The sequence below is a fragment of the Seonamhaeicola aphaedonensis genome (genome assembly GCF_003386195.1).
GTDB lineage: Bacteria > Bacteroidota > Bacteroidia > Flavobacteriales > Flavobacteriaceae > Seonamhaeicola > Seonamhaeicola aphaedonensis.
On sequence record NZ_QRDX01000001.1, the window covers coordinates 283,724 to 299,108 of the forward strand.

Consider the following 15,385-nt stretch of genomic DNA (forward strand, 5'->3'; position numbering starts at 1 on the left):
ATATCTTATGTATTCCTGACTGCGCAGGAATGACTGCTGATTTTTTAAAAGTATGTGGCTTTTAATTGCAACCCGGTTGTTTCTTCTAACCCGAACATTAAATTCATATTTTGAACAGCCTGTCCTGAGGCTCCTTTCAATAAATTATCTATAATGCTGGTTACCAATAATTTACCTTGATGCTTGTGTAAATGAATTAAACATTTATTGGTATTCACTACTTGTTTTAAATGTAATTGGTCATCACTCAAAAAAGTGAAAGCAGCCTCTTTGTAAAATGATTTATAAATATCTTTTGCTTCCTGAAGCGTTCCTTCAAAATCGGTGTAAATAGTGGCAAAAATTCCTCTTGAAAAATTTCCTCTATTGGGCATAAAGAGAATATCTGAGTCGAAATTATTCTGTAAATGTTTAACCGATTGATTTATTTCTCCCAAATGCTGATGGGTAAATGGTTTGTAATACGAAAAGTTATTATCTCGCCAAGTAAAGTGTGTTGTAGCTGATAGTGAAGTTCCTGCACCAGTCGCTCCTGTTACCGCATTGATATGCACATCTTGATTTAGCAAACCTGCATTTGCCAACGGCAACAAACCTAATTGAATGGTTGTTGCAAAACAGCCTGGATTGGCTATATAGTTTGCACTTTCAATAGCTTTTTTTTGTAACTCTGGTAAACCATAAACAAAAGTCTTTCCATCAAATACTTTATCGGCTTCTAACCTGAAATCATTTCCTAAATCAATAATTTTAGTGCTTTTAGAAAATGTATTGGCCTCTAAAAACTTCACCGAATTCCCATGACCTAAGCATAAAAACAAGACATCAACATCAGGATTCACAGTATCAGTAAAGGTTTTATCTAAAGAGCCCACCAAATCCTGATGCACTTTACTTATTTGGTTACCCGCATTACTGGTACTAAATACAAAGTCTATATCAGCTTCAGGATGAGCAATTAATAATCGGATTAACTCACCTGCCGTATAACCTGCACCTCCTATGATTCCTACTTTAATACTTTTCATTTTATTTCTTTTTTGCGATTCTTCTCGACACTTCGACTCCGCTCAGTGTGACACGCTCAGAATAACATTAGAATTTAAGAATTTACGTGTTGATATATTTTATTTTGGTTTCCAAGAATTTTAATGAACCCTTTAGCATCATCTGCTGTCCATCCCTTGTTTTCCTCTCCATAGCTACCAAATTTAGCACTCATTAAATCATGCTCCGAACTAATACCATCTAACGAAAAATGATAAGGTAGTAACGTCACAACAACATTACCACTAACTTTATCTTGAGAACTTGTTAAAAAAGCTTCAATATCTCTCATTACAGGATCTAAATACTGTCCTTCATGTAAATGCATACCATAGAAACTAGATAAATATTCTTTATGCTGTAATTGCCATTTTGTTAAGGTGTGCTTTTCTAATAAATGATGTGCCTTGATAGTAATTAAAGCTGCAGCAGCTTCAAAACCAACCCTACCTTTAATCCCTACAATGGTATCACCTACGTGTATGTCTCTCCCAATTCCGTAAGCAGATGCTAAATTGTTTAAGACTTCTATGTTAATCTCAGGAGCATTTTCAACACCATTTACAGCAACCAACTCCCCTTTTTCAAAAGTCAATTTTACTTTTTCTGGCTCAGAGTGCTTTACTTGTGACGGATAAGCATGCTCTGGTAGCGGTTGGTCTGAGGTTAAAGTCTCTGCACCCCCAACACTGGTTCCCCATAGGCCTTTATTGATAGAATACTTGGCTTTTTCCCAAGACATATCAATACCATTAGCTTTTAAATAATCTATTTCTTGCTGTCTGGTTAACTGTTCGTCTCTAATAGGTGTGATAATTTCTATCTCTGGCGCTAAGGTTTGAAAAATCATATCAAACCTTACTTGGTCATTACCAGCACCTGTGCTACCATGAGCAATGTAACCTGCCCCTATACTTTTTGCATACTCAACAATTTCAATGGCTTGAATAATTCTTTCAGCACTTACTGATAAAGGATAAGTGTTATTCTTTAATACATTTCCAAAAATTAAATATTTAACCACTTTTTGGTAAAATGTAGCTACTGCATCAATGTTTTTGTAGGTAGCAACACCCATTTTATAGGCATTACTTTCAATATGGTTGATTTCATCTTTTGTGAATCCACCGGTATTAACACTCACAGCATGAACTTCAAATTCTTTTGACAAACTTACCGCACAATATGATGTATCTAAACCGCCACTATATGCTATTACTAATTTTTTCATCTGTTCTAATTTTATTGTTTTTTTTGGTCAGATATAATTCGCCATTAAATATATCGAAAGGTATTATTTGATAGTCATCATGGCTCATTTCATGTCTATTTATTTTTGTCTTTTTTAAGAAACAGCGCTTCTTTAATTCGTTTTAGTCTATTAAATGTTTTCTCTTTAATCACAGTTTTTTTCTCTTTCTTCACTTTTTCAGGGTCATAGAGCATCCCTGTACACAAACACATTTTTCTATTAGTACGTGTTAACACATCATAATTTTTACAGGTTTGGCAACCATCCCAAAAGGTAGGGTCATCTGTTAATTCTGAAAATGGCACAGGTTTATATCCTAAATCACTATTCATTTTCATAACCGCTAGACCCGTGGTGATACTAAACACCTTTGCATCTGGAAATTTTTCTCTAGAATGCGCAAATACCTTCAATTTAATTTTTTTTGCTAGACCGCCACCTCTATAATCTGGATGAACAATGAGTCCAGAATTTGCTACAAATTTTCCATGTCCCCACTTTTCTATGTAGCAAAAACCGGCAAACTTATCTCCGTCTAATGCAATTACGGCATTACCGTTTTCCATTTTTTTTGCAATATACTCAGGTGTTCGCCTTGCAATACCTGTTCCTCTTACAGCTGCAGATTCTGCTATAGTTTCGCAAATTTCTTCGGCGTATTTTATATGTGTTATATCGGCTATTACAACCTTCATTTTCCCTTTAATTAAATGTCTAAATAAACTATTTTTAAGCTGAATTGGACGCACCTAATTCAAAATTACAATACATACCCTTACGGGCGACGCGGGAAAAAGCGACGTACAAAGTTATTGTTAATTATCATGAAATTAACTTTAATTATAATTGCTATTGAAAAAAAATTGGACACTTTTGAAAAAATTTAAATTACGTTATTGAGTTTACTTCTTGGAGCATATTATATGCAGCGACGACGACGCATGGGTAAACCGGGAGTAGTACAACGTATTTTGTTTTTAAAATTTTTCATGGTGTAAATCTAATACATTATTTCATAAACGCCTAACAATGACTGCGTTTTTAATAAATTTCATAAATAACTAGCTTTTTATTAGATATCACTTTTTAATATAGCCTTTTTGACTATTTTTTTCTAAAAAAAAGTAACAACAAAAAACTCTGGGTATTTAAAAAATATAACTTTTTATATTTTAGACAATCAAGAGTAAACGTTGTAGGCATGTAAAAACTAATTTTAAAGCCTTTTAATTTTAATGTTTTTAAACCAAACCTTATCGCCATGATCTTGTAACCCTATATGCCCAGAGTGGTATTTACCAAATCCATCCCAATCCTTGAATTTTGATTTTTTAATCATTTCCTCCCATTCTGATCCTGACAGAGAAAAAGAAACAATTTGCACCCCGTTTAAAGCCACTGAGCCTTTGTTTGTTTCATGATTGACTTCAAGTTCACACAGGTTCCATTCACCTGCTGGCTTGCAAACATCATGCTTTGGTTGTACTAGATCGTAAAGCGCTCCTGCTTGATGAAATTTTGGATTTATCTTGGCATCTGGATGTGAGGCGTTATCTAAAATTTGAATTTCAGGTCCCGTATGGTATGCTTCGCTAAATTCTTCATCTTCATAAACACCCCAAAAAATACCGCTATTACCGCCTTTGGATATTTTCCATTCTATAGACAATATAAAATTATTGAACTTATCCTTTGTAATAATGCTTTTACCACCTTCTTCACTTGGTATAAAAACTAATACATTATCTTGTATAGTCCATTCATTGGGCATATCATCCATTAAATACCCTCTCCATTGATTTAATGAACTTCCGTCGAAAAGGTTTATCCATTCTGAAGTTTGGACTTCCTTTTTAGAATTATTTTTATTAGTTTGATTTATTTTTTTGGCATCTGATTGTGAGTTATCCCTGCAACCAAAAAAAACGAGGACTACAAATAGTACTGGAAATATTTTTATGAATACCATTCTTTAAATTCCTAAAATACTTTTCAAATAATCCTCATCAATATCACCACCAGCGAAATCATCAAAACTACGGGTTGCTGCCTCTATAATGTGTTTTTTAATAAACGGCGCCCCTTCTCTGGCACCTTGTTCCGATGATTTAATACAGCATTCCCATTCCATGACCGCCCATAAATCCAGTCCATATTTGGTCAATTTTGAAAATATCGCACTAAAATCTACTTGACCATCACCTAAACTTCTGAAACGTCCTGCTCTATCCTTCCAATCAGCGTAACCACCATATACACCTTGTCTACCAGTTGGGTTAAATTCAGCATCCTTCACATGAAATGCTCGAATACGTTCATGATATATATCGATAAACTCTAAATAGTCTAATTGTTGTAATACAAAATGACTTGGATCGTACAATAAATTAGCACGATTGTGATTTCCTGTAGCCTCCAAAAAACGCTCATACGAAATCCCATCGTGCAAATCCTCTCCTGGATGAATTTCATAACATATATCTACACCACAGTCATCAAAATGATTTAAAATAGGCAACCACCTGTTAGCTAACTCCTTGAATCCCATATCTACCAAACCAGTAGGTCGCTGTGGCCAAGGATAGACCGTATGCCACATTAATGCTCCCGAAAAAGAGGCGTGCGATTTTAACCCCAAACGTTTACTCACCGTTCCACATTTTTTAACAAAATCAATAGCCCACTCAGTTCTTGCTTTGGGGTTTCCTCTCAGAGCTTCTGGTGCAAAACCATCAAACATAGTATCATAAGCAGGATTCACAGCCACTAACTGTCCCTGCAAATGAGTAGATAATTCTGTGATTTCCAACCCATAGGATTGCACCTTACCCTTAAGCTCGTCGCAATAGGTTTGACTTTCGGCTGCTTTTTCAATATCAATTAGGTTCGACTCCCAAGTTGGAATTTGTATACCTTTATAGCCCAAATCAGCCGCCCACTGGCACATGCCATCTAAACTATTAAATGGTGCTTCACTTCCCGCAAACTGTGCCAAAAAAACGGCTGGTCCTTTTATTGTTTTCATTTTTATATTTAAATTTTTCATGTGGATTCCCGCCTTCACGAGAATGACAAATTAAATTTCAGTCCACGCAGCATTGTTCTTATCACTTTCTACTGCCGCATAAATAAATTTCATACCGCGTACACCATCTTCAATGATGGGATAATCTGGTTTTTCAATGACTTTCCCATCGTTTATAGCTATCAAATGCAACGCAAAATTCTTATATATAGTTGCAAACGCCTCCAAATAGCCCTCTGGATGTCCTGCCGGGATTCTACAAACTTCTAAAGCTTCATCATGTAGTCCATTACCATTAGGCGTATATATTTTTTTCGGTTCATCGAGCCAACGCGTAATCAATTCGTTTGGATTTTCTTGATACCATTCCAAACTTCCTTTTGTACCGTAAACTTTAATGCCTAAATTGTTTTCTTCACCCAAGGCAATTTGAGAAATAGAAATTGTGCCTTTGGCGCCATTCTCCATTCGTATCAGCATATTACCATCATCATCTAAAATGCGCCCTTCTCCAAACCTTCCCAAATCAGCTGCAATTTCTTTAATTTTCAGCCCTGTTATGTATTCAATTAAGTTTTCAGCGTGCGTGCCAATATCTCCTAAAGCTCCACCAATGCCAGAACGTTTTGGATCAACCCTCCAAGCCGCTTGTTTTTGTTCGGTTTTCTCCAAAGATGTAGATAACCACCCTTGTAAATACTGTGCTTGTATTTTTCTTATGGCTCCCAATTCACCTTTAGCCACCATAGCTTTAGCTTGCTTTACCATAGAATTACCCGTGTAATTGTGAGTCAAGGCAAATAGTTTTCCGCTTTTAGCTACCATACTCTGCAATGCTTCTGCTTCTTCTAAAGTCAGCGTCACAGGTTTATCAGAAACCACATGAAACCCATACTCTAAAGCCATCTTAGCAGGTGGAAAATGCATATGGTTTGGTGTAACAATCGCTACAAAATCCATTCTCACATCCTCTGGTAATGTTTTTTCCTTTTGAATCATTTCTTCAAAAGTACCATAACATCGGCTTTCAGCTAGTCCAAGTGCCTTCCCTGATGCTATTGATTTTTCTGTAGTACTACTAAACGCACCACAAACAAGTTCTATCATACCATCAATACCAGCTGCTTTTCGGTGCACATCTCCTATAAAAGAACCTATGCCACCGCCAACCATTCCCATTCTTAATTTTTTACTCATAAATAATTTATACTTCTGAAGTTTGATATTTTTTTCTCATATAAATATGCAATCCCAAAAATGCCACAATTAAGATAGCTGGTAAAATAGACATGGTTTGTAATGCCTCAGCAGCATTAGCATCATCCATAAGTTTTCCCATAACAGGTAAAACTATAGATACCGAAAACATGCCGGCACCTCCCATGATGGAAAGTCCTAACGCGCCTGTTTCTGGTAAATATTCTGCCACAAAACCTAACATGGTTGGCCAAAAGAATGTAACCCCAATGGCAAAAACCGCAGCTGCTACAAAGGTCATCCCACCATTTGAAACCGTTAATAACCATAACCCAATAAATGTGAAAATTGCAGAATACAACAACATTCCCGACGGACTTAATTTATGTACTACCTGTCCTGCAAACAGTCTACCTAAAGCCATAATACCATTAATAAATGCTAATACCAATAACGGTGCAGTTACCGATTCTTTTAACAACGATTCAATTCTTTGTGTGGTTCCTAATTCTGAAGCTGCCGTTAAAAACATACAGGCTACCATGAACAAAAACAGAGGTTTTAAAACACTAGAAAACATTTTTTTATTGCTCACTCCCATTTGAACACGCTCTGTAACGGGTATTTTTTGCCCCCAAAATAATAATCCATAAATCACCAAAGGAATAAACAACGTAGCTACCATAACTTGCCAACTCAAGCCTAAAACATCCATAACCAACCAACCTACTAAAGCTCCAATAACGATACCTCCAGGAAACCATACATGAAACCTGTTTAACATTTTAGTTTTTTCATCAGGATACATGGAAGCCACCATGGGGTTCAGCGCTGCCTCAACAAAGCCATTTCCAATACCAATAAATAGGGTTGCAATAAATAGTGATGTCATGGAGTCTGCCATTAGGGTTAGTACTATCCCAATAGCATGGGTTATAAATGCCATCCACGTTATTTTTTTTATCCCCAGTAAGTCTACTAATGGCCCACCAATAATCATAGCAATTGTAAATCCAAAAAATGCGGGTGCAAAAGCATATCCTATTTGCTCCATGGTTAAACCCACGCCATGTGGCCCAAAAACCGTTTCTAAACGTGCACGAATAGCAAAAGTCATGGCTGTTGTAATTAAAGCCAAACAGCTTCCCAAAAACAACCTGTTTTTATTAATATTTTCCATAATTTATTTAGTTTGATTAGCTTTTTAAGCAAGTTGTTTACCAACTTTAATGAGCAAATCGCGAGTGGCCTGTATGCCTGCTTCTTCTGAAATAGTTTTACCTTCAAACTCCACTCCTACAAAGCCCGTGTAACCTGAATCCTTTACCATTTTCATAACGCGCTTGTAATCAATTGTGGTTTCATTACCTTGATTATCAAACTCATATGATTTCGCACTAACTGCTTTTGCAAATGGTAATACTTCCTTCATTCCTTTGTATCTATCATAGGCTTCTAAACAATTCCTTTCTTCATCCTTTTTAATGCAAAAATTCCCAAAGTCTGGTAGAGTACCACAATTTTCATTCTTTATTTGAGAAAACACCCTTGACATCCACGCACCATTTGAAGAAAACCCACCATGATTTTCTACTAGAACATTAATATTTGACCCTCTGGCAAAATCGGAAAGTTGCGTTAAAGAATCAATCCCTGCTTTTGCAGCTTCTTCTTCATCAATACCTCCAGCCAAATTTACTCTAATTGCATGACAACCTAAAAAATGTGCTGCTTCAACCCATTTGTAATGATTTTCAATAGCTTTTAAACGTTTTTTAGTATCGGCATCTGCCAATGCGCCTTCTCCATCCACCATGATGAGCACACTTTTTTGGCCTTCGGCATCAGCTCTAGAATTCATTTCTTTTAAATAGCTCATATCTTGTGCCTTATTCTTAAAGAAACTATTTACATATTCTATCCCTTCAAACCCAAAACTTCTTGATTTTGCTGCAAAGTCTAAATGATCAATTGCACCACTTTTGAGTGATCTATGGTAAGACCATTGTGCTAAAGACATCTTAAAAAACAATTCTTCTGAATTGTCTATTTCCTTAGTTTCATCAATTATTTTCTTTTCTTTTGAATTCTTACAAGCATAAAGTCCAAGTGCTGAAATTGCTATACCTGTTTGAGATGTTTTCAAAATAAAATCGCGACGTTTCATGTATTTTGTTAGTATATAAATTAATTTGAAGAAGTGTGAAGTTATAGAAATAAATGTCAACAGCTGTCTATTTTTATTCAGTGAAAAAATTTAAACAACTTTAAATCTCAGGGTATGCACTTAACTTTTCACTCAATTGATACCTGCTTCTAAAGGCTTTTGGAGAGCACTTTTCATGTTTTTTAAATACAGTAGAAAAGTATTGACTTGTAGTAAAACCACACATGTTAGCTACTTCTCCAACGGTTAAATGAGGATTATCTTTTAAAATATTTTTAGCCATTTCTAAACGACGTATATTCAAATACCGCATAGGTGTTAAATTGGTTAATTGCTTACAATGGTGCGTAAAGCGCGTTAATCCAACTCCTGAAGATTTAGCCATTTCCTCAATGGTCCAGTTTTCAGATAAATTCTTATCTAGCTCTTTTAAAAAATATTGTACGCTCCTAGAACTATCAGTTAAAGACTCGTTAAGCACAATATTTTCGGTTTTTAACAGATCTAAAATTAGAATCAACAAATAATTTATTAACAACCTAATTCTAGAGGCATTACTTCCATTTTCATCTGTATTTACTGCTATATTTATACGCTTAAAACAATCTCGAACCCTTTGATTTGCCTTTAAAATTGATTGTTCATTATGCCTTAAAATAGTTGTTAATTGTAATAAATCATCATTTGTTAAAGTAATCCAATCTGGCCATACCCATTCTTGGTGGGGTCTACGAACACCCAAATCAATAATCACCCAATAAAATTTTCCCATACCAATATTGGGGTTCCCAACTTTATGAGCCTCCCACGGACGTGTGATGGTCAGGTGATTAGGAGTTAACAACACTTCTTTCCCTTCTTGAGCATATGGCATGGTACCTGATTCTAAAAAATGAAATTCTATACCCTCATTTCGATGCCAATCTAAACCCCAATCTTGTGGTTCATTGGCGTCCCAATAACCAATACTGTTCAAACCCAAAGTATTTTCATCTAATCGCTCCCCTGGATAAGTATGTCTAGCTAATGCCTTAAATTTCAGTTTCTTTCTGTTAAAGGCGTCAATTAACGGCAAACAAGTATCAGCATGATACACCACACCGTTAGCTTCATAGGGTTCAATTTCATGTACGTTTACTTTCACTGAAATATTTTAAACAATTAACCCATGCAAATTAACTATTTTTCCAAATATTATAAAGAACCTAAGAGTTTAATAATAATTCTTAGGTTTTAACATACATTTATCACGCATATATTAAAAAACGAACTCATTTTATTTTGAAAAAAAAGAATTCATGAGCATTAAGGATATCATAAAAAAATCCGGTAAATATGATGCCATTGTCATTGGAACTGGTATATCAGGAGGGTGGGCTGCCAAGGAATTATGCGAAAACGGACTTAAAACTTTAGTCTTAGAACGTGGTAGAATGGTTGAGCATGTTTTGGACTATCCCACCATGAATTTAGACCCTTGGGACATGGAACTTAGAGGTGAACCAACTGCTAAACAAAAAGCAAGACAACATAAACAACATCGAGTGAGTTCTTTTTTAAAAAATGGTTCGTACCATTGGTTTGTAGATGATATTGATCATCCTTATAATGAAGAAAAAAGATTTGATTGGATTCGGGGCTATCATGTAGGTGGAAGATCTATAACATGGGGAAAACAAAGCTACAGACTTAGTGATTTAGATTTTGAAGCTAACAAAAAAGATGGTCATGGTGTTGATTGGCCTATAAGGTACAAAGATTTAGAACCTTGGTATAGTTATGTAGAACGTTATATAGGCGTTAGTGGAGAAGCATTGGGACTGCCTCAATTACCAGATAGTATTTTTGAACCACCTATGGAATTAAATTGTGTAGAGCAACACCTGAAAGAACAGATGGCACAAAATCATAGACGTGTTTTAACCATTGGAAGAGTTGCACACATTACAGGAGACCAACCACATGAAGGTAGAGGCAAATGCCAATTTAGAAATAGATGTAGGAGAGGCTGTCCCTATGGAAGCTATTTTAGCAGCAACGCTTCCACATTACCTGCTGCCCAACGTAGTGGCAACATGACCCTTAGACCACATTCAATTGCCTATGAAATAGTTTATAATGATAATTTAAAAAAAGCTACAGGTGTTAGAATTATTGATGCCAAAACTAAGGAAAAACTTGAGTTTGATGCAGACATCATTTTTTGTTGTGCCTCTGCTATTGCATCAACTTCCATATTAATGCAATCTAAATCAGAAAGATTTCCAAATGGCCTTGGAAATGATTCTGGAGAATTAGGACACAACCTCATGGATCATCACGTAGGTTCTGGAGCATCAGGAACCATTGATGGTTATAGTAACAAGTATTATAAAGGAAGACGACCAAATGGCATTTACATTCCTCGTTTTAGAAATCTTGGAGATAAAGAAACTAAACAAAAATCATTTTTAAGAGGCTATGGTTATCAAGGAGGCGCCGGCAGACACGGCATTACAGAACACATAAAAGAGTTAGGATATGGAGCTGAGTTTAAAGAAGAAATATTAAAACCTGGTTCTTGGCGGATGCATCTTGGCGGTTTTGGAGAATGCTTACCTTACCATGACAATAAAATGACGTTGAATTATAATAAACTAGATCAATGGGGATTACCAACCGTTACCTTTAATGCTGAATGGAAAGAGAATGAACTTAATATGCGTAAAGATATTGTTGAACAGGCAGTAGATATGTTAACAAAGGCTGGATTTAAAAATATTGAGCCTTTTGATCGACCTGTCGCACCTGGAGTGGCAATACATGAGATGGGAACTGCCAGAATGGGAAGGAACCCAGAAACATCAATTTTGAACGAGTATAATCAGATTCATAGTGTTCAAAATGTATTTGTTACAGACGGTGCATGTATGACCTCAGCGGGGTGTCAAAATCCGTCTTTAACCTACATGGCTATTACCGCTAGAGCAGCTAATTATGCAGCCAAAGTATTTAAAACAAAACTATAATGAAAAGAGTTAGGAAATAATGGAAAAATATGATGCTATTGTCATTGGAACAGGAATTACTGGAGGATGGGCCGCCAAGGAATTATGTGAGGGTGGATTAAAGACCTTGGTTCTTGAACGTGGCAGAATGGTAGAACACATAAAGGACTATCCAACCATGAATTTAGACCCATGGGACATGGAGCTCAGAGGAGAACCTACACCCGAAGAACTTTCTCAACAGTACAAGCAAGCTAGAACTGGTTACATTGTAAAAAAAGATTCCAGACATTGGTTTGTAAATGATTTTGAACATCCTTACAATGAGAAAAAAAGATTCGATTGGCTAAGAGGATATCATGTTGGGGGTCGTTCTATCATGTGGGGTAGACAATCTTATAGATTAAGTGATTTAGATTTTGAAGCTAATATAAAAGATGGATATGGTGTAGATTGGCCTATTCGTTACAAAGACATCGAGCCTTGGTATAGTTATGTGGAACGTTTTGTTGGAATAAGTGGTGAAGCACTCGGCTTACCTCATCTGCCAGACAGTGTTTTTGAACCACCTATGGAACTCAACTGTGTAGAAGAACATCTTAAAACAGAAATGGCAAAAAACCAAGGACGTGTTCTAACCATTGGAAGAGTTGCCAATGATACAGGAAATACTCCAAGGGAAGGGCGTGGTAAATGCCAATTCAGGGCTAGGTGTAGACGAGGCTGCCCTTATGGCGGTTATTTTAGCAGTAATGCCTCAACACTTCCGGCAGCAGCACGGACCGGAAATATGACTTTAAGGCCAAATTCAATTGCCTATGAAATTGTTTATGATGACACTTTAAAAAAAGCTATAGGAGTAAAAATTATAGATACTGAAACCAAGGAAAAAATAGAATTTGAAGCAGATATTATTTTTTGTTGTGCCTCTGCGATGGCATCCGCATCAATCTTAATGCAATCTAAATCAACTAGATTTCCAAACGGTTTAGGCAATGATTCTGGAGAATTAGGACATAATATTATGGATCATCATTTGGGCTCAGGAGCTTCTGGAACAATTGATGGTTTTGATGATAAATATTATAAAGGAAGAAGACCCAATGGTATTTACATTCCTCGTTTTCGAAACTTAGGAGACAAGGCCAGTGAACAAAAATCGTTTTTAAGAGGTTATGGTTACCAAGGGGGCGCTGGAAGACGTGGTATTTTTGAGCATGTAGCAGAATTAGGTTACGGAGCAGAATTTAAAGAAAAATTACTAGAACCTGGACCATGGCGCATGGGGCTTGGTGGCTTTGGAGAATGCTTACCATACCACGACAATAAAATGACTTTAGATTATGAAAAATTAGATCAATGGGGATTACCAACCATTACTTTTGATGCAGAATGGAAAGAGAATGAACTTAACATGCGAAAAGACATCATTGAGCAAGCTGTTGAGATGTTAGATAAAGCTGGATTTAAAAATATAAACACGTTTGACAGACCTGCAGCCCCAGGTATAGGTATTCATGAAATGGGTACAGCAAGAATGGGAAGAGACCCTAAAACATCTGTACTAAACAAATATAATCAAATTCATAGCGTTCCAAATGTGTATGTGACTGATGGCGCTTGTATGACCTCAGCAGGGTGCCAGAATCCATCTTTAACCTACATGGCACTAACCGCCCGAGCTGCAAACCATGCCGTTAAACAATTTAAAACAAAAAATTCATGAAACGTAGAGAAGCATTAAAAAATATTGGATTAACAATTGGCTATTCTGCTATTGCACCAAGTGCTTTAAGCATATTACAAAGTTGTACTACTGAAAAAGAAAAATGGGTTCCACTTTTCTTTACTCAAGAAGAAGGTTTAGTGATGACCAAATTGGTAGATTTAATTTTACCAAAAACTGAAGCTACGCCTGGAGCCTTAGATGTTAATGTTCCCGAATTTTTAGACTTATATGCCTCTAAAGCTTACGACACTGAAGCTAAAGAAAAATACAGCAAAGGCATAAAGAGCATCATAGAAGCACTAGCCATTCCTGAATCTGGAGCGCAATATTTAAAAACCGAAGACTATACTAACTTGTTAGACAAATATTTAAGGCCCACTAATGAAGAAGAAATCTTATATAAACAAGAAAAGAACCTTGTCTACGAATCTCTTTTAAATTTAAGAGATCAAGCTGTTTGGGCTTATAAAACTAGTAAAACAATAGGAGAAGAAGTATTAGCTTATGACCCTATACCAACTGTTCAAAAAGGGTGTATTCCAATTGAAGAAGCTACAGGAGGAAAAGCTTGGTCATTATAAAACATTTGAACTTTAAACAAACCATATATATGAAATCTAATTTAATCAAAATTATATGTATTCTATTGATATTTTCATTTACACTTTCATGTAAAAAAAAACCAGAAAACCCGAATACTAAAACTGAATGGAAATCAATTTTTAATGGTAAGGATTTAGAAGGATGGACGCCAAAAATAATGGGGTTTGAGTATGGGAATAATTACAAAAACACCTTTATTGTTGAAGATGGCTTGTTGAAGGTATCTTATAAAGCTTATGATTCCTTTAATAATGCCTTTGGCCACTTATTTTACAAAACACCATATAGTAATTACAGGTTTAAAATGGATTATCGCTTTTTAGGAGAACAAGTTGCAGGTGGAAAAGCTTGGGCTCTAAGAAATAGTGGTATTATGATTCATTGTGAAGACCCAAAAGGCATGGAGCTAAACCAAAATTTCCCTGTTTGTATAGAAGTACAATTACTTGGGGGTAATGGTATAGATGAACGCTCTACAGGAAATTTATGTACCCCTGGTACAAATGTATTTTATAACGACACTTTGGTGACACAGCATATTATAAAATCTTCTTCAAAAACCTATCATGGTGACCAATGGGTAAATGTAGAAATTGAAGTGAGAAACGACTCCATTATAAAGCATTTCATAAATGGAGAAGAAGTATTAGCATATAACAAACCTCATATTGGAGGCGGAGCGGTAAACACTGGTGATAAATGGAGCCCTAAAGAAAATGAACCATTAAAAAGCGGCTATATTTCATTGCAAAGTGAAAGTCACCCTGTAGAATTTAAGAATATTAAATTAATGGAATTAAAATAAAATACGCTCAGTTTAACTTTAAACTGAGCGCATAATTTTTTAAATATTTATATACTTTTACTCCACAATAAACTTCCCTTTCATTAAAGCATAATGCCCTGGGAAACTACAAATAAAATCATAAGCCCCAGAAGCAGGAGCAACAAATTCAATTGAGGTGATTTGCCCACCACCTATAGTTTTAGTAAATGCAATAATGTCTTGTGAATTAACAGGAATATAATTGTTATCTCTTGCTAATGCTGCTTTACCAGCAAAAGTTGTAATATCTACACCTTTTTTTAGTATCACTACATTATGCCCCATAACATGAACATCCATTTTTCCTTTGTGTCGCAAGGTTAGTTTTACTTTCTGACCTGACTTTGCTTTAATTTCAGTTTTATCAAATTTCATTAAATCATCTCCCACTAAAACGATATTAGCCACATTAGGGTCGTCTGTCTCTTTCTCTGAGGTTGTTGATTTACTTTCATATGAAAAATTTTCTTTATCTTTTTTGTTTTCACCTCCGCAGCTAACTAAAAGTGAAACTGCGATAAATAATGTAAATACGCCTTTAACTATTCTCAT

14 protein-coding genes are annotated in these 15,385 nt (G+C 35.7%); 4 read left to right on the top strand and 10 right to left on the bottom strand.

The features are described from left to right. Nucleotides 1–44: 44 nt before the first annotated feature. The 9 genes from argC to DFQ02_RS01360 form a co-directional block, all read right to left on the bottom strand. On the bottom strand, nt 45–1,028 hold the full coding sequence (gene argC, locus DFQ02_RS01320; RefSeq protein ID WP_116039181.1) for an N-acetyl-gamma-glutamyl-phosphate reductase: 984 nt from the start codon (nt 1,026–1,028) through the stop codon (nt 45–47). A gap of 74 nt (nt 1,029–1,102) precedes the next feature. Beyond that, nucleotides 1,103–2,278: an argininosuccinate synthase gene (locus tag DFQ02_RS01325; protein WP_116039182.1), complete on the bottom strand. Its 1,176-nt coding sequence runs from the start codon at nt 2,276–2,278 to the stop codon at nt 1,103–1,105. A gap of 95 nt (nt 2,279–2,373) precedes the next feature. Next, complete coding sequence (locus DFQ02_RS01330) at nt 2,374–2,994, bottom strand: GNAT family N-acetyltransferase (protein WP_116039655.1); 621 nt, start codon at nt 2,992–2,994, stop codon at nt 2,374–2,376. 521 nt (nt 2,995–3,515) lie between these two features. Then, nucleotides 3,516–4,268, bottom strand: coding sequence for a 3-keto-disaccharide hydrolase (locus tag DFQ02_RS01335; RefSeq protein WP_116039183.1), 753 nt, complete (start codon nt 4,266–4,268; stop codon nt 3,516–3,518). 3 nt (nt 4,269–4,271) lie between these two features. Continuing rightward, nucleotides 4,272–5,324 (bottom strand): sugar phosphate isomerase/epimerase family protein, encoded by a 1,053-nt coding sequence (locus tag DFQ02_RS01340; RefSeq protein ID WP_116039656.1) that lies wholly within the window; start codon nt 5,322–5,324, stop codon nt 4,272–4,274. Nucleotides 5,325–5,375: 51 nt separating this feature from the next. Then, nucleotides 5,376–6,521 (bottom strand): Gfo/Idh/MocA family protein, encoded by a 1,146-nt coding sequence (locus DFQ02_RS01345; RefSeq protein ID WP_181896328.1) that lies wholly within the window; start codon nt 6,519–6,521, stop codon nt 5,376–5,378. Between the two features lie 7 nt (nt 6,522–6,528). Beyond that, nucleotides 6,529–7,701, bottom strand: coding sequence for an MFS transporter (locus DFQ02_RS01350; RefSeq protein ID WP_116039185.1), 1,173 nt, complete (start codon nt 7,699–7,701; stop codon nt 6,529–6,531). Nucleotides 7,702–7,725: 24 nt separating this feature from the next. Beyond that, a complete protein-coding gene (locus DFQ02_RS01355; protein ID WP_116039186.1) occupies nt 7,726–8,688 on the bottom strand; it encodes a sugar phosphate isomerase/epimerase family protein in 963 nt (320 codons plus the stop codon). A gap of 100 nt (nt 8,689–8,788) precedes the next feature. Further along, complete coding sequence (locus DFQ02_RS01360; protein ID WP_116039187.1) at nt 8,789–9,832, bottom strand: helix-turn-helix transcriptional regulator; 1,044 nt, start codon at nt 9,830–9,832, stop codon at nt 8,789–8,791. 154 nt (nt 9,833–9,986) lie between these two features. On the opposite strand from DFQ02_RS01360, the gene DFQ02_RS01365 reads away from it, so the two are divergent. Genes DFQ02_RS01365 through DFQ02_RS01380 form a run of 4 tightly spaced genes read left to right on the top strand, consistent with a single transcriptional unit; the run spans nt 9,987 to nt 14,812 of the window. Continuing rightward, on the top strand, nt 9,987–11,696 hold the full coding sequence (locus DFQ02_RS01365; RefSeq protein ID WP_116039188.1) for a GMC oxidoreductase: 1,710 nt from the start codon (nt 9,987–9,989) through the stop codon (nt 11,694–11,696). A gap of 19 nt (nt 11,697–11,715) precedes the next feature. Further along, the gene (locus DFQ02_RS01370) at nt 11,716–13,401 is read left to right on the top strand and encodes a GMC oxidoreductase (protein ID WP_116039189.1); all 1,686 of its coding nucleotides are present in this window, start codon (nt 11,716–11,718) and stop codon (nt 13,399–13,401) included. After that, a complete protein-coding gene (locus tag DFQ02_RS01375; RefSeq protein ID WP_116039190.1) occupies nt 13,398–13,985 on the top strand; it encodes a gluconate 2-dehydrogenase subunit 3 family protein in 588 nt (195 codons plus the stop codon). The genes DFQ02_RS01370 and DFQ02_RS01375 overlap by 4 nt, the downstream gene beginning before the upstream one ends. Nucleotides 13,986–14,014: 29 nt before the next feature. Then, nucleotides 14,015–14,812 carry a 3-keto-disaccharide hydrolase gene (locus DFQ02_RS01380; RefSeq protein WP_116039191.1) on the top strand — a complete coding sequence of 266 codons (798 nt, stop codon included), beginning with the start codon at nt 14,015–14,017 and terminating at the stop codon, nt 14,810–14,812. A gap of 57 nt (nt 14,813–14,869) precedes the next feature. On the opposite strand, the gene DFQ02_RS01385 is transcribed toward DFQ02_RS01380, so the two are convergent. Next, the gene (locus DFQ02_RS01385; protein ID WP_116039192.1) at nt 14,870–15,385 is read right to left on the bottom strand and encodes a plastocyanin/azurin family copper-binding protein; all 516 of its coding nucleotides are present in this window, start codon (nt 15,383–15,385) and stop codon (nt 14,870–14,872) included.